At 74.8% G+C, this 20,045-nt stretch carries 21 protein-coding genes; 10 read left to right on the top strand and 11 right to left on the bottom strand.

Annotated elements, in window-relative coordinates:
• The coding region (locus ACFWIC_RS16255) for a hypothetical protein (RefSeq protein WP_380519078.1) at positions 1-626 on the bottom strand (626 nt) is incomplete at its 3' end.
• Positions 627-964: 338 nt separating this feature from the next.
• Here ACFWIC_RS16255 and ACFWIC_RS16260 point away from each other — a divergent pair.
• The 4 genes from ACFWIC_RS16260 to ACFWIC_RS16275 all read left to right on the top strand — a co-directional run bounded on the left by ACFWIC_RS16260 (position 965) and on the right by ACFWIC_RS16275 (position 3,282).
• Entirely contained in the window at positions 965-1,690 is a 726-nt protein-coding gene (locus tag ACFWIC_RS16260) for an NUDIX hydrolase (RefSeq protein ID WP_380362828.1), read from the top strand.
• 114 nt (positions 1,691-1,804) lie between these two features.
• Complete coding sequence (locus ACFWIC_RS16265; RefSeq protein WP_380519081.1) at positions 1,805-2,200, top strand: hypothetical protein; 396 nt, start codon at positions 1,805-1,807, stop codon at positions 2,198-2,200.
• Positions 2,201-2,283: 83 nt separating this feature from the next.
• Complete coding sequence (locus ACFWIC_RS16270; RefSeq protein ID WP_380519084.1) at positions 2,284-2,853, top strand: hypothetical protein; 570 nt, start codon at positions 2,284-2,286, stop codon at positions 2,851-2,853.
• Between the two features lie 99 nt (positions 2,854-2,952).
• Complete coding sequence (locus ACFWIC_RS16275) at positions 2,953-3,282, top strand: trypco2 family protein (RefSeq protein WP_380519087.1); 330 nt, start codon at positions 2,953-2,955, stop codon at positions 3,280-3,282.
• Positions 3,283-3,340: 58 nt separating this feature from the next.
• Here the strand turns inward: ACFWIC_RS16275 and ACFWIC_RS16280 are convergent, their stop codons facing one another.
• The 4 genes from ACFWIC_RS16280 to ACFWIC_RS16295 form a co-directional block, all read right to left on the bottom strand.
• On the bottom strand, positions 3,341-4,216 hold the full coding sequence (locus tag ACFWIC_RS16280) for a hypothetical protein (RefSeq protein ID WP_380519090.1): 876 nt from the start codon (positions 4,214-4,216) through the stop codon (positions 3,341-3,343).
• A 155-nt stretch (positions 4,217-4,371) separates the two neighbouring features.
• Positions 4,372-5,409: a TolB-like translocation protein gene (locus tag ACFWIC_RS16285; RefSeq protein WP_355399899.1), complete on the bottom strand. Its 1,038-nt coding sequence runs from the start codon at positions 5,407-5,409 to the stop codon at positions 4,372-4,374.
• Entirely contained in the window at positions 5,406-6,959 is a 1,554-nt protein-coding gene (locus ACFWIC_RS16290; RefSeq protein WP_380519092.1) for an MFS transporter, read from the bottom strand. The genes ACFWIC_RS16285 and ACFWIC_RS16290 overlap by 4 nt, the downstream gene beginning before the upstream one ends.
• 5 nt (positions 6,960-6,964) lie before the next feature.
• Positions 6,965-7,852, bottom strand: coding sequence for an alkaline phosphatase family protein (locus ACFWIC_RS16295; protein WP_380519095.1), 888 nt, complete (start codon positions 7,850-7,852; stop codon positions 6,965-6,967).
• A gap of 665 nt (positions 7,853-8,517) precedes the next feature.
• Here ACFWIC_RS16295 and cobC point away from each other — a divergent pair.
• Positions 8,518-10,131: an Rv2231c family pyridoxal phosphate-dependent protein CobC gene (gene cobC, locus ACFWIC_RS16300; RefSeq protein WP_380519097.1), complete on the top strand. Its 1,614-nt coding sequence runs from the start codon at positions 8,518-8,520 to the stop codon at positions 10,129-10,131.
• Between the two features lie 110 nt (positions 10,132-10,241).
• Here cobC and ACFWIC_RS16305 read toward each other — a convergent pair whose 3' ends face one another.
• A complete protein-coding gene (locus ACFWIC_RS16305) occupies positions 10,242-10,724 on the bottom strand; it encodes an SRPBCC family protein (protein ID WP_329948674.1) in 483 nt (160 codons plus the stop codon).
• Between the two features lie 156 nt (positions 10,725-10,880).
• Between ACFWIC_RS16305 and ACFWIC_RS16310 the strand changes: the two genes are divergently transcribed.
• The gene (locus ACFWIC_RS16310) at positions 10,881-11,354 is read left to right on the top strand and encodes a carboxymuconolactone decarboxylase family protein (protein ID WP_329880745.1); all 474 of its coding nucleotides are present in this window, start codon (positions 10,881-10,883) and stop codon (positions 11,352-11,354) included.
• Between the two features lie 129 nt (positions 11,355-11,483).
• Here the strand turns inward: ACFWIC_RS16310 and ACFWIC_RS16315 are convergent, their stop codons facing one another.
• The 3 genes from ACFWIC_RS16315 to ACFWIC_RS16325 all read right to left on the bottom strand — a co-directional run bounded on the left by ACFWIC_RS16315 (position 11,484) and on the right by ACFWIC_RS16325 (position 13,779).
• Positions 11,484-12,629 carry an RNA polymerase sigma factor gene (locus ACFWIC_RS16315; protein WP_380519173.1) on the bottom strand — a complete coding sequence of 382 codons (1,146 nt, stop codon included), beginning with the start codon at positions 12,627-12,629 and terminating at the stop codon, positions 11,484-11,486.
• 8 nt (positions 12,630-12,637) lie between these two features.
• Positions 12,638-13,045: a YciI family protein gene (locus ACFWIC_RS16320; RefSeq protein ID WP_329948673.1), complete on the bottom strand. Its 408-nt coding sequence runs from the start codon at positions 13,043-13,045 to the stop codon at positions 12,638-12,640.
• A gap of 197 nt (positions 13,046-13,242) precedes the next feature.
• Positions 13,243-13,779, bottom strand: coding sequence for a hypothetical protein (locus ACFWIC_RS16325; RefSeq protein ID WP_380519100.1), 537 nt, complete (start codon positions 13,777-13,779; stop codon positions 13,243-13,245).
• Positions 13,780-14,026: 247 nt separating this feature from the next.
• Here ACFWIC_RS16325 and ACFWIC_RS16330 point away from each other — a divergent pair, with 247 nt between their 5' ends.
• Positions 14,027-14,689, top strand: a complete 663-nt coding sequence (locus ACFWIC_RS16330) for a hypothetical protein (RefSeq protein WP_380519102.1) — start codon at positions 14,027-14,029, stop codon at positions 14,687-14,689.
• Between the two features lie 149 nt (positions 14,690-14,838).
• On the opposite strand, the gene ACFWIC_RS16335 is transcribed toward ACFWIC_RS16330, so the two are convergent.
• Together ACFWIC_RS16335 and ACFWIC_RS16340 are read right to left on the bottom strand one after the other, a co-directional pair.
• Positions 14,839-16,440: a hypothetical protein gene (locus ACFWIC_RS16335; RefSeq protein ID WP_380519104.1), complete on the bottom strand. Its 1,602-nt coding sequence runs from the start codon at positions 16,438-16,440 to the stop codon at positions 14,839-14,841.
• Positions 16,441-16,790: 350 nt separating this feature from the next.
• Positions 16,791-17,657 carry a helix-turn-helix transcriptional regulator gene (locus ACFWIC_RS16340; RefSeq protein ID WP_380519106.1) on the bottom strand — a complete coding sequence of 289 codons (867 nt, stop codon included), beginning with the start codon at positions 17,655-17,657 and terminating at the stop codon, positions 16,791-16,793.
• A 122-nt stretch (positions 17,658-17,779) separates the two neighbouring features.
• On the opposite strand from ACFWIC_RS16340, the gene ACFWIC_RS16345 reads away from it, so the two are divergent.
• The 3 genes from ACFWIC_RS16345 (at position 17,780) to ACFWIC_RS16355 (ending at position 19,964) form a co-directional block, all read left to right on the top strand.
• Positions 17,780-18,814: a hypothetical protein gene (locus ACFWIC_RS16345; protein WP_380519108.1), complete on the top strand. Its 1,035-nt coding sequence runs from the start codon at positions 17,780-17,782 to the stop codon at positions 18,812-18,814.
• Between the two features lie 211 nt (positions 18,815-19,025).
• A complete protein-coding gene (locus ACFWIC_RS16350) occupies positions 19,026-19,436 on the top strand; it encodes a phage tail protein (protein ID WP_329948697.1) in 411 nt (136 codons plus the stop codon).
• 96 nt (positions 19,437-19,532) lie between these two features.
• Positions 19,533-19,964, top strand: coding sequence for a GNAT family N-acetyltransferase (locus tag ACFWIC_RS16355; RefSeq protein ID WP_329883478.1), 432 nt, complete (start codon positions 19,533-19,535; stop codon positions 19,962-19,964).
• The last annotated feature ends 81 nt before the right edge of the window (positions 19,965-20,045 follow it).

Consider the following 20,045-nt stretch of genomic DNA (forward strand, 5'->3'; position numbering starts at 1 on the left):
CTGTACGAACTCGTGATCACCCAACCCGCCGGAATCGGCGACATCGAACACACCGTCGCGTTCGTCTGGTTGGCGACATTGGCGATCGAGTACGCATAGCCGGTGCCCGCGCACCCGCCACTGCTGTACGAACTCGTGATCACCCAACCCGCCGGAATCGGCGACATCGAACACACCGTCGCGTTCGTCTGGTTGGCGACATTGGCGATCGAGTACGCGTAACCGGTGCCCGCGCACCCGCCACTGCTGTACGAACTCGTGATCACCCAACCCGCCGGAATCGGCGAGAAGGAGCACACGGTGGCGTAGGTCTGCGTGGTGATCTTGGCGATCGAGTACGCGTAACCGGTGCCCACACAGCCACCGCTGCCGTACGAACTCGTGATCACCCAACCCGCCGGAATCGGCGACATCGAACACACCGTCGCGTTCGTCAGCCCGGTCGTATCGGCGATGGTGTACGCGACGCCGGTACCCGGACAGCCGCTGCTGCTGTACGAGCTCGTGATGACCCACCCCGTCGGGATGGGGGAGTTGGAGCACACGGTCGCGCTGCCGGCGAGCCGCTGCGGGGCCGCCTGGGCCTGCGCGGTCGCGGCGGTCATCAGGCCCAGCAGGAGCAGCACGGCCGTCACCAGATTCGGGACGTGAGTGCGTAAGGTCTTCATGGTCGGCCTCGGATCTACTCGACGCTCTACGGCTACGTTGATGCAGCTGAGATGAACCATTCGCGCACTGCCCGTTCATCTCGGCCGAAATGGTGTCAGAGTCGATCCGGCGGCACCAGAGCGCCTCGGACGGCCTCCGAGGGCGGCGGTCCCCGCTCCCGCCCGCTCCCGCCGGCTCCTGCGGCAACAGGAGCGGCGCGGGGCGGCCAGGGCGCCCCGCACCGTGTCGTGTCGGTCGTCGCGCCATGTCGTGTCGTGCGGTCCGGCGTCCCCGGGGCGCCTGGCACGATGGCCGGATGGGCGATCCGCTGCCACCCGCTCCCGCCGAAGTCCTGGACGTCCACCGGCTGCGCCTGGTCGAAGTCCCGTCCCCCCGGCTCTCCCCCGCGGAACAGCAGGCCCGGGACCGCGCCTGGGACGAGGCCGTCCGGCGGAACCCGACGCTGTTCGACGGTCCGGTGGTGGCCTGCGAGGGCGTCCGCTGGGACGCCCCCGGCGAACCCGTCCTCTCCTGGTCCCGGGTGACGTACCGGCACTACGCGCTCCGGTGGGTGCCCGGTGCGGTCCGGCCGGCCTCGCTGTCGGTCGTCCTCCTCCAGCCCACGGACGACGGCAGGCTCCTGCTGGGCCGGATGTCCGCGTCCACGGCCGCCCCCGGGAAGTGGCAGCCGCCCGGCGGGTCCGTCGAGCCGCCGGGCCCGGGCGAGCCGCTCGACACGGCCGCGCTGCGGCGAAACGCCGCCCGGGAGTTGGCCGAGGAGACCGGTGTCGTGGTGGCGCCCGGGGAGCTGGTGCTCCGGGCGATCACGCGCGGGCAGTACGGGAGCGTCGGGACGGTGTTCCTCGCACCCCCGCTGCCGGAGGTACGGCTGCGCGAGCGGTTCGCCACGCTGGCGGCGTCGGAGCGCGAGCTGGTCGAGATCGTGTTCGTCGGCGCTCCGGCCGAGTTGGCGGACCTCCGCGGGCCGCACGCGGACTTCCTGGAGCCGGCCGTGCGACGGTTCGGGCGCCGGGAGGGGTAGCCGTCGTCGTCGCGCGGCGGGCAGCCGGCGGCGGTCCGGTTCCGGAGCCGCCGGGGCGGGCAGGAACCCGGCGGGCGGGTGGGGTTCAGAGGTGGGCGGAGATCGGGGGCGCCGATGATGTTCGGATATTCGGACGAATGGTGGGTCCTGCTGTTCGTCCCGGTGGTGCTGTGGGTGCCGCTCGGCCCTTTCGCCATGGCCGCCACGGGCGTGTGGTGCGCCCGCCGGCCCGGGCGGCGGGCACCACGCCTCTGGTCGCTGCTGCTCCCGGCGGTGCCCGTCGCGGTCTCAGCGACCGCCATGGTCCTGCCCACCGACACCTGGAACGAACCGGGCCGGCTGGACGACCTCCTCGGCTACCTCGCCGTCTACGTCGGCGCCCTCACTGTGCTTCCCTGGCTGCTCGGCTACGGCCTCACACGGCTGGCACGCGCGGTGCGCGCGGGCCGGCGCGAGAACCGGGGTGCGGACCGGGGTGCGGACCGACCCGAGGGCCGGACCGGGGCCTAGGAACCCTGTGAAACAAGCCTGTTGGCGGGGATCGCACGTACTCCCACTGTTCCGATCGATGGCCACGGCATAGTGTGCGTGGTGTGAGCGAACTGATCTTCCGGGGGAGAGACCGGTACCGTCCGGCGCGGTCGCATCTTCTCCTGGCCATCGTCGTTTTCGTCTTCGAGGGCACCTTCGCCTCCGTCACACTCGGGCCCGTGTGGGCCTTCTGGCTGATCGGCGGCACCATCGCCGTGCTGGCCCCGGTCGCCTACTGCGCGTTCAGGAGCTGGTCCAGGGTCGGGCCCGCCGGGGTCACCATCTGCTGGGGCATCGGGCGCGGCCGCACCTACGCCTGGCAGGAGGTCCAGTGGATCGACACCCGTGAGACCGACAGCCGGTACGGGTCGTCGACCGTGGCCCGGATGTTCCTCGTGGGCGGCCGGCGGCGCTCACTGCCCGGGCTCCAGCACAGCGACATGTACCCCGACCCCGAGTTCGGCGCCGACTACCGGCGCGTCGTCGACTGGTGGGAGCTGAGCACCGACCAGGGCGCACGGGTCCGACCGCCGAGGAGCCTCCGGGACCGGATCTCGCCGGTGATGCTCGGCTTCATCCTCGCGGTCGTCTTCGCGGTGGTCGCCGCGGCCGTCATGATCCTCGTCGGCTAGGTCCGCGCCACCGGCCCGCGTCCTGCCCGTCGTACGGGAACTCGCCACCCCGGCAGTCTCGTTGATCCGACGCACGGACGGTTGGAACAAGGGGGCCCGATGGACATTCCGCTGGTGGACGCGGTCGCGGCGGTACGCGACGAACTGCTGGAGGCGGTGGCGCGCGGGGCGGGACAGGACGTGGTGTTCGCCGTCGGCCCCGTGGAGATGGAGTTCGAGGTCGAGCTGAGGGCCGACGCCAGGGCGAAGGCGGGCTTCAGGCTGTGGGCGGTCGGTGCGGAGACCGAGGCCGGGGTGTCGCGCGGCCGTACGCACCGGGTGTCGTTCACGCTGACGCCGCGCGCGGCCCACGGCGGGGACCTGCTGGTCAGCGGATCCGCCGACCGTCCCGACGGGCCCGGTCACACGGGCGACCGCATCCCGGACTGAACGCGGCGGGTCCGAACGCGGCGGCACCGGGCGGCGCGGGGGGCCGGGCGCCGCCGGCTCAGCCCGTCGTGGCGCGGACGTAGATGTCGGCGGCCCCCGGGAGCCCGCCCGGCACGGTGGCGACGTAGATCCGGCGGACCGTGGAGGGGCGCGCCGGGGTGGCGGTCGCGGCCGGGCCGGTCGGCGACTGCTCGGGAGCCGGGGTCGGGGACGGCTCGGACGTCGGGGACGGTTCGGTCGAGGGGGACGGCGTCCCCTGGGCCGGGTCGGGCACGTCGGCCGGGAAGGCCGGGGCGAAGCCGTCCTCGCCCTCCGGGCCGGCGGCGAGGCCGGCCTCGACGGTGACCTCGGATGCGGGCGTCTCGGTGGGCACACCCGTGGGAACCGGCCCGGTGCCGTCGGAGGTGTGGACCGGCGCCGGGGCGGGGGTCGTCCCGGCGGACACCGGGGCGGACGACCCGGCGGACGGGTCCGCGGACGGATCGGCGGGCACCGTCACGAACGGCTCGAAGAGTTCGGCGGCGAGGTCCGGCTCGTCGCCGCCCAGCGCCTCCGTGAGGTCCGGGGGCAGCGCGGTCGTCGGCCCGGGGGCGGGCAGGTCGTAGGTGCGCAGGAAGTCGCCGACGCCGACCTCGCGCCCCCCGCCGAGCCGGTAGTGCAGGTACGCGACGGGGACGCCGTCCGGCGTGTGCGTGTACACCGCGCCGACGGGCACGTAGTAGCGCCCGGCACCGGGGTGCTGCGAGGGGTGCAGGCCGGCGAGCAGCTCGGCGCGGTCCCGGTCGGTCTCGACGACACCGCGACCGAGGGTGAGGGCGTTGACGCCGCGGACGGCGAGGGCCGCCATCACCGCGACGAACAGGACGAGGCCCATCGCGATCGTCCGGCGCAGCACGGGGCGGCCGTGCAGCGCCGGCCACGAGTCGCTGGACATGCGCTGCTCCGGCGACAGCCCGCGGTCGGGCCCTCGTTGGCTCACTTTTCCTGCTCCCCCGGTCCGTCGGCGTGGCGTCGCGGCGTCGCGTCGCCACTCGTATTGCTCGACGTGGACCCTACGCTCGAAGTTCCGAGTCGGACCAACCAGCCTGATCAGCCCAGATATGCCGGGGCCACCGCCGCGTCGAGCAGACGCCGGGCGGCGCCCGTGCCGTCGGCGGGGGCGGTCCACAGATCGGCGCCGAAGTCTCCGGGGAGGGCGTAGAGGAGGTTCCCGTCGTCGGCCCAGACGGCCTGGTCGTCGATGCTGCGCTGCTCGGCGGTGGCGGTCTCGGTCATGGTGGCGAGGTCGAGGACGTAGAGCCGCCAGGGGGCGTCCTCGGACACGCCCGGGACACGCTTCTTGTAGGCGATCCGGGTGCCGTCCGGGGAGAGCGAGGGGCACTCGACGTTCTGGTGGAGGGTGGTGAGGGTGCGGGCGCCGAGGTCGCCGCGGACCAGGTACGTCCGGCCGCCGGTGGCGACGGTCGCGTAGAAGGCCGTGTCGTCGGCGAAGGTCACGCCCCAGACGTTGACGTCGGCGGCGCGGTACGGCTTGCCGTCCTTGATCACGTCGAAGGTCTCCAGGTTGTCCCGGAGGTTCCCGTCGCGGACGTCGACGATCGCCGTGCGGGTGGAGAAGTCGGTGCCCGCGTAGGAGTCGCCGCTGACGAAGACCGTCCAGGCGACGAGGTGGCCGGACGGCGACACCCGGGAGCGGGTCGGGATCCCGGCGGCGGGGAACGAGCGCAGCTCCCGGAGGTGGTCGTCGAGGACGACGGCCCGGTAGGTGTCCTGGAGTGCCCCGCGCTCCGCCTGGAGGCAGATGCCGGTGCCGGCGGCGGCGTGGAAGCGCAGGCACTGGACGCCGGAGGCGGTGCGGGGGCCGTCCGGGCGGTCGGCGGGGACGGTGGCGATCTCGTCGCGGTGGGGGCCCCAGGCCATGTTGCGGAAGGCGAGCTGCCGGGAGGCGGGCGTCCGGAGGGAGACGTCGCCGCGGGTGACGACCGGGCCGTCGGGCCGGGCCCGGTCGCGCTCGGCGGAGCGGTCGGCGGCGTAGCGGACGGCGCCGGTGCCGACCGCGCCGAGGAGGACGACGGCGGCCAGCAGGATCAGCACCCTGGTGCGGTTGCGGAGCGGGGTGGTGGTCACGAGGGCACCTCGGGGTCGGTGGCGGCGGGAGCGGGGGTCGGGGCGGGGCCGGGGACCGGGGTGTGGCCGGGGGCCGGGGCCGGACCGGCGGGGCCGCTCGGCGGTTCGCGGAGGACGAAGGCCGCACCGGCCGCACAGCAGGCCAGCGCACCCGCCGACCAGGCCAGCGCGGCGGTGCCGCCGACCACGCCCCAGAGCGCGCCGAACGCCAGCGAGCAGGCGAACCGGGCGAGCGCCTGGCCCGTACCGACCAGGGCGAGCCCCGCACCGCGCTGCCCGGGCGGGACGGCGTCGGCCGCGGCGGCGGCGAGCACGCCGTCCGTCGAGGCGTAGAACGCGCCGTGCAGCACCAGCACGCAGACCACCGCCGGCAGCCCGCCCAGCGGCGAGAGCAGCAGCCCGTACGCGAGCAGCAGGACGCCGTGACCCGCCAGGAAGAGCCGGCGGCGGCCGATCCGGTCCGCGAGCGCGCCGAGCGGGACGGCGAGGAGGAGGAACGCGGCGGCGGTCCCGAGCGGGAGCAGCGGGAAGTACTCCGTGGCCAGGCCGAGGCGGCGCTGCACGAGCAGGTAGAGGAAGGAGTCGCTGACCGTGGTGAGGCCGAGGAGCACCGCGCAGAGGGTGAGCCGCCGCAGGTCGGGCCTGCGGAGCAGCGCGAGGCCGTCCCGGAGTCCCGGGGAGCCGGACTGCGGCCCGGACGGCCCGGACGGCGGCCCGGCGGCGTCGGGGCGGTGCGGCACGAAGAGCAGCAGGATCAGCACGCCCAGCACCGCGACGCAGGCGCTGACCGCGAACACCGCCTGGTAGCCCCGCTGCCGGCCGCCGTCGGCGAGCAGCGGACCGCCGGCCGTCCGGAGCACCAGGAAGGCGGTGAGCGGTCCGAGCAGCGCACCGGCCGTGTCCATCGCCCGGTGGACGCCGAACGCCCTTCCGCGGTGGGCCGGTTCGGTGGCCAGCGAGATCATCGCGTCGCGCGGCGCGGTGCGCAGGCCCTTTCCGGTGCGGTCGACGGCGAGCACGGCGCCGATCAGCGGCACGGTGTGGACGAGCAGCAGGAGCGGCTTGCAGAGCGCCGACAGCCCGTACCCGAGCGCGGCGACCGCCTTGTGCCGGGGTGCGCCGTCCCGGCCGCGCCGGTCGGCGAGGTGGCCGCCGGCCAGGCGGACGAGCGCGCTGAAGCCGTTCTGGATGCCGTCCAGCAGGCCGAAGCCGAGCGGGGAGAGGCCGAGCCCGGTGAGGAGGTAGAGCGGGAGGACGGCGCTGACCATCTCGGAGGACACGTCGGTGACCAGGCTGACGGTGCCCAGCGCCAGCACGGTGCCGGGCACGGCGGCCCGGGCCGCCCGGCCGGGGAGGTGGGGGCGGCCTACGGCGTCGGCGGCATCAGCGGTGTCGGCGGTGTCGGTGCCGTGGGCCGCGCCGGTGTCCGGGCCGGTGGCGGTGTCGGCGGCGGTGTCGGCGGCGGTGTCGGCGGCGGCCTCCCGCCGCCCCGGCCGGGTGGCGGCCGGGGCGACGGGGGCCTTGGAGCTGCGGGAGTCCGCGACGTACACGGGTGTCAGTTCCAGATGCCGGTGATGGTGGCGGCGGTGGCGGCGTTGCCCGCGTGGGTGGTCAGCCCGGCGAGGTCCTCCAGCGTGCGCAGCACGCTGTAGTGGTTGTAGGTGGTGGCGGTCGAGGAGCCCGGGGTGACGTGGGCGCCGTAGAAGATGGTGGGGATGCGGTTGCCGGAGAGGCGGTTGTCCTCGTCGAAGGTGACGACGAGGATGCTGTTGTTGCTCTTGGCCCAGGTGGCGTAGGCGCCGAGCTTGTTCTTGATCCAGGTGTCGCCGGTCGAGACCGAGCAGTCGTGCATGTCGTTGCAGAGGTCCGGCACGACGAAGGAGACCTTCGGCAGGCTCGCGAAGTTCGTCGGGAACTGCGTCATCGTGTAGGCGGTGTTGGTCGGCACGTTGCTGAAGCCGAACCACGGGTTGTGCTTCTGCGCGTACTTGCCGCTGGAGCAGACGGTCGAGCCCTGGCTCGGCAGGCCCTCGTTGTAGCTGCCCCAGGTCTTGCCGGCGGCGATCAGCTCGGAGGCGAGGTTGGCCTTGTTGATCGAGCCGACCGGCACGCAGCTGTCGTCCGTGCGGCCCTGGTTGGAGCCGGAGAACAGCTGGTAGTAGTTGGGCTCGCTGGGGTGGGTGAGCCCGAACGACTGGGTCAGGTTGGCGCCGCCGGCCTTCAGGGTGTTGTTGATGTACGGCGCGCCGGAGCTTCCGATGATCTGCGAGTAGGCGTGGTTCTCCAGGACGACGACCACCACGTGGTCCGGGGCCGGGAGGGCGGCGGCGTGCGCGGCCGTCCCGATGGCGACCCAGAGGCCGAGGGAGCCGGCGACCAGGCCGAGGCCGGCGCCCAGGGCGGTCAGGGTGCGGCGGCGGGATCTCTCGTGGGTTGCGTTCATGACAAGTGTCTCGGGGGTCCGGGGCGTCTCGGACATGGGTGTCCTCCGTACGTCGGGGGCGGCCGGGCCGGGGAGGTGGCCCGGCCGCGAGGGGGAACCGGCGGGGAATACCCGATGGGAAATCACCGGGCCTGAGCGCCGCAAACAGTAGGAGCGGGACGGTGGCGCGGGCTCCGGCCGCGACATGAAGAGCAGGCGAACAGCGATCGCGCCCCACAGCCGAAGGTCAAGCGCAGGTCACAGCCCCGCCGATTGACCCGTCCGTGACGGCCGTGGTGGGATTTCCGCAGCCCCCATCGCCCTGACGTGGGCGTTCGGGCCGCCGACGGCCGGACGTTCACCGACCGCCACGGGTGGTCGCGGACCGTCGCCGGCCCGCACGGGGCCCGGATCGGCCCGCGCCGCCCCGGATCGGCTCGCAGCGGCCGGCGGACGGGTGTCGGGCGGATGACGCGGAGAAGTCGGACGTGAGCAGGGCGTGAGATGGACGTGAGCCGGTCGTGAGCGGTCCGGTCGGGAACGGTTCGGGCGTGGGTGCTTCCGGGGCGCGCGCGGAGCCGCCCTCCCGCGCGCCTGCCTGCGCGTGCGCGGGGGCGTGCGCGCCGGACGCGGGCGCACCGACCCCAGGCGCACCGGGCGCGGGCCCACCGGACGCGGGCGCGCACGTGTCCGACGCGCCTGGCGCCGGAGAGGCACGCCCGGGAGTCACCGCCGCCGGGCCGGGAGCCCTGGTCGTCGGCGTGGGCGCGCGCGGCTCGGCCACGGCGGCGGAGCTGCTCGGGCTGATCCGCCGGGCACTGGCCGAGGCAGGGCCGCCCGGCACGCCCGTCGCCCTGATCGCCACCCTCACCGGCAAGGCCGCCCACCCGGCCGTCCGCCGGGCCGCCGCCGCACTCGGCGTCCCGGTCGCCGAACACCCGGCCGACGCCCTGGCGACCGTCCCCGTACCGCACCCGTCCGCCGTCGTCGGCGCGGCGGTGGGTACGGCCGGCGTGGCCGAGGCGGCAGCACTGGCGAGCGCGCCAGGCGGGGAACTCGTCGTGCCCAAGCGGAAGTCCCCGGCCGCGACGGTCGCCGTCGCCCGCCTGCCGCGCCACCCCGCTCCCCCGCCAGCCCCCGCAGGAGATCCGCCCATGACCCCCGCATCCGGCTCCACCCCCGGGCCGCACACCCCCTCCGCCGCCGAGCCCTCCCCCGCCGGAGCCGCCGAGGCCGCCAAGGCCGCCGAACCCGATCTCCGCCACCACGGGGACGCCGAGGTGCGCGCCGCCGGACCCGACCTGGTCGACCTCGCCGTCAACGTCCGCACCGGCACGCCCCCGCAGTGGCTGCGCGAGCACCTGGCCGCCACCCTCGCCGACCTCGCCGCCTACCCCGACGGCACGTCCGCGCATGCCGCCGTCGCCGCCCGGCACGGCCGCCCGGTCGACGAGGTGCTGCTCACCTCGGGCGCCGCCGAGGCGTTCGTCCTGCTGGCCCGCACCCTGACGGCGCGTCACATCGTCGTCGTGCACCCGCAGTTCACCGAGCCGGAAGCCGCGCTACGGGATGCCGGACACGCCGTGCACCGCGTCCTGCTCTCCCCCGCCGACGGCTTCCGGCTCACTCCGGACGCCGTCCCCGAGGCCGCCGACCTGGTCGTGCTCGGCAACCCCACCAACCCGACGTCCGTCCTCCACCCGGCCGCCGCCGTCGCCGCCCTCGCCCGCCCCGGACGCACCCTGGTGATCGACGAGGCGTTCATGGACACCGTGCCCGGCGAGACCGAGTCCCTGGCCTCGTCGGCCCGCGAGCTGCCCGGCCGGGTGGTCGTCCTCCGCAGCCTCACCAAGACCTGGGGCCTGGCCGGCCTGCGGATCGGATACGCGCTCGGTCCGGCCCCGCTGATCGCCGGCCTCGCCGCCGCCCAGCCGCTCTGGCCGGTCTCCACCCCCGCCCTGGCCGCCGCCGAGGTCTGCTCCACTCCGGCCGCCCTCGCGGAGGCCGAGGAGGCGTCGCACGAACTGGCCCTCCGGCGCGACCACCTGCTCAAGGGCCTCTCCGCCCTGCCCGCCGTCCGGGTGCACGGCGAGCCGGCGGCGTCGTTCGTCCTGATCGAACTGCCCGGGGCCGACACCGTCCGGACCGCGCTGCGCGAGCGCGGCTTCGCCGTCCGCCGGGGCGACACCTTCCCCGGCCTCGGCCCGGACTGGCTGCGCATCGCCGTCCGGGACGAGCCGACCACGGACCGATTCCTCGCGGCACTCGAAGCGGCACTCGAAGCGGTGACCGGCCGCTGACCGGGCGCTGAGCTGGCTCTGAGCCCGCGGCCGAGCGGAGCGGCGACCGGGCAGTGATCGGGTCGCGAGCGGGCGGAGGCGGGCGGGGGCGGGCGGGCGGGGGCGGGCGACTACCGGTCCGGTCCGCCCCCGGGCGTGCGTTCCACCGAGGCCGCCACGTCCGCCAGGTCCTTGGCGATCGCCTTCGCCGCCGCCTTGGCGCCGATCCCGCCCAGCAGCCGCGCCAGGAACGGCAGCTTGTCGCCGTGCCGGGGCCGGGCCGAGAAGGTCATCGTGACGGTCGTCCGCCCGGGCGTGCGCTCCACGAGCCGGAACTCCGACACGTAGTGCATGCCCGCGTTGTCCGCCTCCGCGACGTACCGGACCGGGGCGTCGCACACCGTCACCCACATCTCCTCGGTGGCCGACTTGCCCAGCATCCGCCGGGTCTCCCGCCAGCGCGTCCCCACGCCGAACGGGCCCGGCGTGAGGACCTCCACCGAGTCGACGCCGCTCAGCACCTGCGGCATCGACTCCAGGTCGGTCATCGACCGCCAGACCCGGTCCGCCGGGGCCGCCATCTCGCGCGCCACCGAAACATCACGCTGTCCCATGCTTCGCAGTCTCCCCCCGGACGCGCCGGCCCGCGCGGCGTCGCCCGCCGGGCCCGCCGGCGGGGAGTGACCACCGTCACAACGGGCGCGTGTCACAACCCGCCGGGCTGTCCCGTCAAAGGTGTGTCCCGACAGACGACGGCAACGGAGAACACCATGGAAGCCCGCCTCAACCCCTTCACCAGCCCGGTCCTCGGCAAGGTCTTCAAGCACATCATCGCCGCGGGCAAGGTGCTGGAGGACTCGACCCTCCCCGCCACGACCCAGGAGCTGGTGAAGCTCCGTGCCAGCCAGATCAACAGCTGCGCCTTCTGCACCGACATGCACTTCAAGGACGCCGTGCACGCCGGGGAGTCCGCGGAGCGCCTCAACCTCGTCGCGGTGTGGCGGGAGGCCACGGTGTTCACCGAGGCCGAGCGCGCGGCGCTGGAGCTGACCGAGGAGGCCACCCGCATCGCCGACGCGGCCGGCGGCGTCCCGGACGAGGTCTGGGAGAACGCCGCCAAGCACTACGACGAGGAGCAGCTCGCCGCCCTCGTCGGCGCCATCGCGATCATCAACGCCTTCAACCGCGCGAACGTCCTGCTCAAGACGCCGGCCGGCGACTACCGGCCCGGCCAGTTCAACTGACCGGTACCGCCGCCCACCGGCCGCCGGCCGGGCCGCGCCCTCGTCCTGCCTCCGGGGTGTCCCCGGGTGCACGCGGAATCACCCGCGGGCACCCGGGAGCCACCCGCGAGGCACCCGGGGAGCGGCCCGTCAGCGACGCAGGCGGGCGTTGAGCCGGGCGGCCCGCCGGGTCAGGTGGTCGCGTTCGGCGAGGTCGGGCGCCTCCCGGGCCGCCTCGGCGTACAGCCGCGCCGCCGTCGCCAGGTCACCGTCCCGCTCGCGGAGGTACGCGGCCACCGCCGTGTGGCGGGGCAGGGAGTCGTCCAGCTCCGCGAGGGCCGCCAGACCGGCGCGCGGCCCGTCGGCCTCGCCGACGGCCACCGCGCGGTTCAGCCGGACGACCGGGCTGTCGGTCAGGCGCACGAGCTCGTCGTACCACCCGACGATCTGCACCCAGTCCGTCTCTCCGGCCGTGGGCGCGTCGGCGTGGAGTGCCGCGATGGCGGCCTGGGCCTGGAACTCGCCCAGCCGGTCCCGGGCCAGGGCCGCCTGGAGGATCGCGACGCCCTCGGCGATCGCCCCGGTGTCCCACCGGGTGCGGTCCTGCTCGGCGAGCGGCACCAGGCTGCCGTCGGGTGCGGTCCGGCCGGCACGCCGCGCGTGGTGGAGCAGCATCAGCGCGAGCAGACCCGCCACCTCGGGGTGATCGATCCGGGCCCCGAGCTGCCGCGTGAGCCGGATCGCCTCGGCGGCGAGGTCGACGTCCCCGGAGTAGCCCTCGTTGAAGACCAGGTAGAGGACGCGCAGCACGGTGGCGACGTCCCCGGGCCGGTCGAACCGCACGCCGGAGACGGTGCGCTTGGCCCGGCTGATGCGCTGCGCCACGGTCGCCTCGGGCACCAGGTAGGCCCGGGCGATCTGGCGGGTGGTGAGCCCGCCGACGGCGCGCAACGTGAGCGCGACCGCGGACGAGGGCGTCAGCGACGGGTGGGCGCACAGGAAGTACAGCCGGAGCGTGTCGTCCAGCGCGGGCGCGGGCCCCGGCTCCGGCTCCTCGTCGACGAGTTCCTCCCGCCGGCGGCGGGCCGTGTCCGCCCGGGTCGCGTCGAGGAACTTGCGCCAGGCCACGGTAACCAGCCAGCCCTTCGGGTCCGCCGGCGGCCGGGCGGGCCAGCCGCGGACCGCCTCGACCAGCGCCTCCTGCACGGCGTCCTCGGCCGCCGCGAAGTCGGCTCCGCGCCGGACGAGGATCGCGAGCACGCCAGGGGTGAGGTTCCGGAGCAGGTCCTCGTCCACCGGGGAGGTCACTCCGTGACGGTCGGCGGCGCGGACAGGAAGGGGCGCAGTTCGAGCCACTCGTGGATCGGCTTCCCGCCCGCCCCGGGGGCTGCGGACAGCTCACCGGCCAGCTCGACGGCGCGCTCGTAGCTGTCGACGTCGATCACCATCCAGCCGGCCACGAGGTCCTTCGTCTCGGCGAACGGGCCGTCGGTCACCGGCGGGCGGCCCTCGCCGTCGTAGCGCACCCACGCGCCCCCGGGGGCGAGCGCCTGGCTGTCGACGAACTCGCCGGACTCCTCCAGGCGGGCCGCGAAGTCGCGCATGTACTGCACGTGCGCCGAGATCTCCTCCGGCGTCCAGTGCTCCATGGACACGAAGTCGTCCGGGACCGGAGCTCCGCGGTAGTGCTTGAGCAGCAGGTACTTGGCCATGACGTCTCTCCTCGGTGCTGTGCGACCCATTGTGGCCGCGTCCGCCCCTGGGACGGAGCCGGCCACGGGTTCTCGACATCGCCGACGGAAATTTCTCCGGGTTCTTCCGGGCACGCCCCGGCCGCACCCGGCCGCACCCGGCCGCACCCGCGCCTCGGCACGGCCCGGGTGGCGCGCGGCGCCAGCCGGTCCGCGGCTCACGCGCCGGCCGCCCACTCCCGGAGGGTGGCGAAGTCGCCGCCCCGCAGGCCGAGCTTCGGATCGACGTGGAGGGCGAGGGCCCGTCCGGGGTGGTGGTCGGCTATCCACGCGGCGTCCTGCGGTCCCAGCTCGTCGTCCACCCAGACGAACGGGCGGCCGGCGGCCCACGCCACCAGTGCGCGGGTCTTCCAGTGCAGGCCGTCCGGGTCCTCCTGGTGGAGCTGCGGCCAGGCGACGTAGGGGAGTTCGGGCAGGCCGAGGAGCGGGGCGATCCAGGTGTTGGCCTCCGCCATCCAGGTCGTCGCCCAGACCAACTCGTAGGGGAGGGAGAGGAGTTCGGGGCCGTGGTCGGGGTTGATCCAGAGCCGCAGCGGCCGGACGTACTCGGCGGGCCGCTGCGGGAACCGGGCCACCCACGAGTCCGGCTTGACGCGGTGGGTGCCGTACCCGGCAGGCCGCTGGTGGGGCTTGGCGGCGTACGGGTTCAACGGCCCGTCGACGTCGAGGAGAAGCAGCGGGAGCGGCGTCGTCATGACGGCATCGTCGCGCACGGAGGACGAGTTGACGACCCGTGTCACCGGCGGGCGTCACGGGTCGCCCGGCCCCGGAGCGGGGGCGTCGGCCACGCGCCCCGGGCTCCCCGGCCCCTTCCGCCCGGCATCCGGGCTCCGCGGCTTCTGGGACAGGATCGGGATATTGCGCGGACCGGGCCGTGAACGGCCCGGACCTACGGTGGTCGCACCGGTGAACCGCACCGGTGGACCGACCCGGGAGCCCCGTATGCGTACGCGCCGCCTCGCCCTCACTGCCGCCGCCGTCGCGGTGCTCGCCGCTGCCGCCACCGCCTGCGGACCGGAGAACGGCGACGGGGGTTCCGCCGCGGCGAGCCCGGTGGCCACGGCCGCCGCCACGGCGGCGGCCACGACGACCGCCCCCGCCGCCGCGCCCTCGAAGGCGACCTCGCCGTCCGGCAGTGCGTCCGCCTCCACAGCGACCTCCGCCTCCGCCGCTGCCTCCGCGCCCGGGACGAAGTCCGGCTCCCCGGGGCAGAACTGCGCCACGAAGGACCTCACGTTCACCACCAGGACCGAGTCCCAGGCCGGCGGGTTCATCCTGATCACCGCCAAGGCCAAGCCTGGCGTCAGCTGCACACTCCCTGGCCCGCACGCGACCATCGCGTTCGGCTCGGGCGGTATCGAGGCCGCCAACGCCGAGCAGGCCGTCGGCACGCCGATCACCCTCGGCGGGGACAAGGTGGCGTACGCGGGCGTCAACCCCAAGAGCACCAAGGGGAACCAGGAGATCGAGTTCACCGACGTCATCGTCGCCGTCGGCAAGGCCGACCCGGACCCGGTCAGCCTCCCGGTCGGTCCGACCAAGGTGGACAAGCCGGTGGTCACCAACTGGCACACCGTTCCGAAGGACGCCGTTCCCGGTATCTGACGGTGGCCCGCACACCGCTCTCGCCCGGCCCGCCCGGGTCGACAGACTCGACCGGGTCGACCGGGTCGTAGGACGCGGTGCCGAACGCCAGGTGCCCCGACCGTGGGGGCGGGGCACCTGGTCACGCTGCGGTCGTCGCGCCGATGTGACTACTCGGCGGCGCGACGGCGGCGGGAGACGGCCACCAGGGCCGCACCGGCGGCGACGGCCGCGGCGGCGCCGCCGGCCTCCCAGCGGACACTTTCGTCCACACCGGTGGCGGCGAGCGGGCCGGAGGTCTCGGCCGCGGTGCCGGTGGTCGCGGTGGTGCCGGTGACCTTCGCGAGTGCCACGGCGGGCACCACGGCCGGGGCCGGGTTCGCGACGGTGCCCGCGCCGCTGGCGGTCTGACCGGCGTTCTGCCCCTGGACCGGCGAGGTCGGCCTGGCGGCGGCCGCGTTCGCCTCGTCCTCGGCGCGGGCCTTGGACCAGCCCTCCTTGAGGAACGCGAGGACGTCCGCGTAGCTGCCCTCCAGGGCGGCGCCCGCGGCCTTCTTGACCGCCGGCCCGCCGGTCTCAAGGGCCTGGGAGACCTTCACGCGGTTGTCGCTCTCGCGCAGGCCCGCCAGGTCGACCTCAAGGAAGCGGCGCAGGTCGGCGGGCGTGCCGCCGAGGGCCTTCTGGGCCCCCGCGAAGACGCGCGGGCCGACCTCCTTGTCGGCGATGAGGATGAGGATCTCGACCCGGTCGTCCTCGGCGCGGGCCGTGTGCTGGCCCTCGGTGAGGAACTTGCGCACCGCCTCGGGGCTGCCGGTCCTGAGGGCCGCCTCGGCCGCCGCCTTCACCGCACGGCCGCCGACGGCGAGGACCTGGAAAGCCTTGACGCGGTCGTCGACGGCCCGCGCGTTCGGGAGGCCGACCTCCATGAACTGGCGCAGCTCGGCCGCCGTGCCGTTGACGACCTTCGCGGCGGCCTCGTGGACGCTGATGCCCGCGTCCTTGTCGGCCAGGATCCGCTGGACCTCGGCCCGGTCGTCCTCGGCGCGGGCCGTGTGCTGACCCTCGGCGAGGAACTTGCGGACCGCCTCGGGGCTGTTGGAGCTCATGGCCTTGTTGGCCGCCGCCTGCACGGCAGGGCCACCGGCGGAGAGGATCTGGGCGGTCTTGACCAGGTCGTCGATGGACCGCGCACGCGGGAGGCCGACCTCCAGGAACTGGCGCAGCTCGGCCGCCGTGCCGTCGACGACCTTCGCGGCGAACTCGTGGACGCTGATGCCCGCGTCCTTGTCGGCCAGGATCCGCCGGACCTCGGCCCGGTCGTCGTCCTCGGCGCGGGCCACGAACTGGCCCTCGGTGAGGAACTTGCGGACCGCCTCGGGGCTGCCGGACTTGAGGGCCTTCTCGGCCGCCGCCTTCACGGCAGGGCCGCCGACGGAGAGGAACTGGGCGGCCTTGACGCGGTCGTCGATGATCCGCGCGTTCGGGAGGCCGACCTCCATGAACTGACGCAGTTCGGCCGCCGTGCCGTCGACGACCTTCGCGGCGGCCTCGTGGACGCTGATGCCCGCGTCCTTGTCGGCCAGGATCCGCCGGACCTCGGCCCGGTCCGCCGCCTCCTGGGAGCCGCCGTCCTCCGTGGTGTCGGCCGCCGTGTCCGGACCGCTGACTCCGACGGGCTTCGGCTGCTCGGCAGCGGACGCCATCGACGGGAACAGGACGGTCGGAGCGAGTGCAGCCGCGGCAAGGACGGCGGACACCTTGGGCAACTTCATCAAGCAGACCTGTTTCTCGAGCGAAGAACACGGGGAGAAGTCGTGAGCCCGGTCAGCATAAGTCCTGTTGCATGGTTGTCATATCACCATTATTTAGCGGACGCGCTTCACGGCCGAGGCGCCGACTCTTCGCACACAGGCAATTCCGGACGTATGAGGACAGTCCCCCTCCCGGAGGAACCCCGAGGCCGGAGTTCCGGGCGGATGAACGGATGAACGTCTCTCCAACTCCCCCCGGCAGCCAGGTGACCCCGGCCGGAATCCCGTGTCCGGCGTCGGCGGAACGATCGCGGTCGACCGGTCGTCCGGACGACGGGCGGGGCCGGGCGGCGGTCAGGCCCGGGCGGCGGTCAGGCCCGGACGGCGGACGGGGCGAGGCCACGCAGGCGGTCGCCGGTCTCCGCGTCACGCGCCGTCAGCACCACCAACTGCAGCCCGCCGGACGCCTGCAGCACCACCTGGTCGATCCGCAGCATCCCCAACTCCTCGTGCAGCAGGTCCTTCTCCGCCCCGGCGCGCTCCAGCACCTGGTGCTCGTCCAGCCAGCGGTCCGCCTCCGGGTACGCCGCCCGCAGCCGCCTGATCAACCGGGCCAGCGGCCGCGCTGCCGGCGCACCGTCGCCGCCGCGCTCGGCGTAGGCGGAGCGCAGCTGCGCCAGGGTCCGGCGGGCATGGTGCTCCCAGTCCACCGTCCGGGCGCGGTGCAGGGGGCTGGCGAACACCACCCAGGCCAGGTTGCAGTCCTCCGGCTCCCGGCCGGACAGCCCGAACAGCGCCTCCGCGCCCGGATTCCAGGCCCGGACGGCCCAGTCCGCGTCCATCACGAACGCCGGCGCCGGCCACTGGGCGTGCATCAGCCGCAGCAGCGGCGCCGGCACGTCTCCCGCCGCCTCGGACCCCACCGCCCCGGGCGCTCCGGCCGCCCCCGGATGGCTCCCCGCCAACCGGAACAGGTACGCCGTCTCCGCCCGGTCCAGCCGCAACGTCCGGGCCAGGCTCGCCAGCACCTCCGGCGACGGGTTGATCGCCCGCCCCTGCTCCAGCCACGTGTACCAGGTCACCCCGACACCCGCGAGCAGCGCCAACTCCTCGCGCCGCAGCCCGGGGGTGCGCCGCCGCACCCCCGGCGCCATCCCGACGTCCTCCGGCGTCAGCCGGGCACGCCGGCTGCGCAGGAAGCTCGACAGCGCGTTCCGCCGCGTCTCCGCGTCGTCCATCCCCCCGCCCGTCCCTTCCCTGGTAGTCGCACTGCCAGTATCCACAGACACTGCCGCCCTCCGGACCGCCCCGCGAGGCTGAGGGCACCAGCCGGACGCACCACCTCGCAGGGAGACTTCCGATGACCCGTCACCTCCTCCGCACCGCCGCCGTCACCGCTGCGGCGGCCGGCCTCCTGCTCGGCACCGCCGGGGCTCTGCCGGCCTCCGCCCACGGCGGCCACGAGAGCCGGGGCCCGGCCGTGATCGCGGGCCACGCCCCGACCCTCGTCCCGGAGGGAGCCACCTGGGACCAGGACCGTCAGCGCTTCCTGGTCGGATCGCTGCGCCACGGCACGGTCTCGGTCGTCCGCCCGGGCGGCGGTGTCCGCACGCTGATCGACGAACCGGACACGCTGGTCTCGGTGATCGGCCTGCACGTCGACCGGGCCCGCGGCCGGGTCCTGCTGGCCAACGGCGACAACGGCCTCGGCACGCGCACCTCCGCCGCGACCGCCGGGCGGCTGGCCGGCCTCGGCGCCTACGACCTGGAGACCGGCCGGCGACTGTTCTACGCGGACCTGGCCGCGGTGGCGGGCGACGGCGGCCCGCACTTCGCCAACGACGTGGCCTTCGGACCGGACGGGACCGCGTACGTCACCGACTCGCTCGCCCCGGTGGTGTACCGGATCGGCACGGACGGCACGGCCTCGGTCCTGGTCCGCGACGCCCGGCTGACCCCGGCGCCCGGCGGCTACGGCCTGAACGGCATCGCCCTCCGGGACGGCCGGCTGATCATCGGCAAGTGGGACGACGGCACGCTCTGGCAGGTGCCGGTGCACCGGCCGGCGGACCTCCGCCCGATCCCGGTCACGGGAGGCCCCGGCACGGGCGGGCCGGGCGCGCTGCTGCACCTGGACGGGTTGCTCGGCCGCCCCGACGGCAGCATCGTCGGCGTGACCAACGACCTGGCCGGCGCGGGCCGCGACGCCTCGGTCGAGCTCCGCTCCACCGACGGCTGGCGCACCGCCCGGCTCACCTCCGTCCGCCCCTCGGCCGACCTCTCGCCGACGGCCGTCACGCCCGGCCCCGGCGGCGGCGTGTACGCGCTCTCCGGCCGGCTGGACCTGGCGTTCGCCGGCACGCCGGGCGACACCTTCTCCCTGCGGCGGATCTGAGCGGGGCGGGCGGAGCCGGGGCGGCCGGAGTCGGGGCGGGTCGGGGCGGAGCCGGGGCGGAGTCGGGCGGGGGCCCGCCGGATCCGCCGCGGCGCGTCTCGCCCGCACGGGTTACGGAGAACCGGAACTGACGCTCCGTGGCATAGATTCGCCCGTTACGAGCAGCAGTCCGCGCCGCGCCGTGCGGCCGACCCCGGGAGCGTCCGTGTCGATGCCCGTCTACCGCTACAAGCTCTCCGTCGACGGACGGGACCACCTCTTCCACGACGTCTCCGGGCTGGAGACGTCCTACGAGGTCATCGAGCACAGGGACGGCTCGGGAACCACCCACCTGATGCCCGGACAGCGGAGGACGGCCACGGTCTCCCTGCGCCGGGGCTCGGCCGACGGCTACCAGGCCCTGTGCGACTGGATCGACACGATCGGCCTCAACACGGTCGACCGGAAGGACGTCACGGTCTCGCTGCTGAACGGCCCCCGCACCCCGGCGGTGAGCTGGACGGTCACCGACGCGTTCCCGAGCACCCTCACCTCCCTGGTCCACGGCGACGGCGCCGACCGGCCCGTCATCGGAGAACTCGTCCTGCGGTCCCCCCTGGTCGTCCCGCGGTTCGGGGCCTGAACTCCCGACCCGCGGCCCCGGGCGAGGAGGCACGGCCGCCCCGGGGCCTGCGGATATCCGGTGGATCGGCGCGGGAGCCTCTGGTTGGATCCCGCCATGACCAGTGACCTCCCCGACAGCTACGAGATCTCCACCGACCCCGGGCGCCTCGACGGCGCGCTGATCCACCGGTGGCTGTCGGAGGACTCCTACTGGGCCCGGGGCCGCCCCCGCGAGAAGCAGGACTCCGCCGTCGCGGGATCGCTCAACTTCGGTGTCTACGACCGCGCCGCCGGCACCCAGCTCGGCTACGCCCGTGTCGTCACCGACCTGGCCACCTTCGCCTGGCTCTGCGACGTGTACATCGCCCCCGCCGCGCGCGGCAAGGGCCTGGGCACCGCGCTGGCCGCCGCCGTCCGCGACCACCTCGCCCCCTACGGCCTGCGCCGCGTCCTGCTCGCCACGGCGGACGCCCACGAGGTCTACGCCAAGGTCGGGTTCACACCGCTGGAGACACCGGAGAAGTGGATGGCCCTCGGCGAGCAGTGAACCGGCGGGCCGTGAGCCCGCGGGCAGTGCGCCCGCGGGCCGCCACGGCCGGGCGGAGGCACCGGCCCGGCCCGAGACACG

This window comes from Kitasatospora sp. NPDC127035 (genome assembly GCF_042726075.1).
GTDB lineage: Bacteria > Actinomycetota > Actinomycetes > Streptomycetales > Streptomycetaceae > Kitasatospora.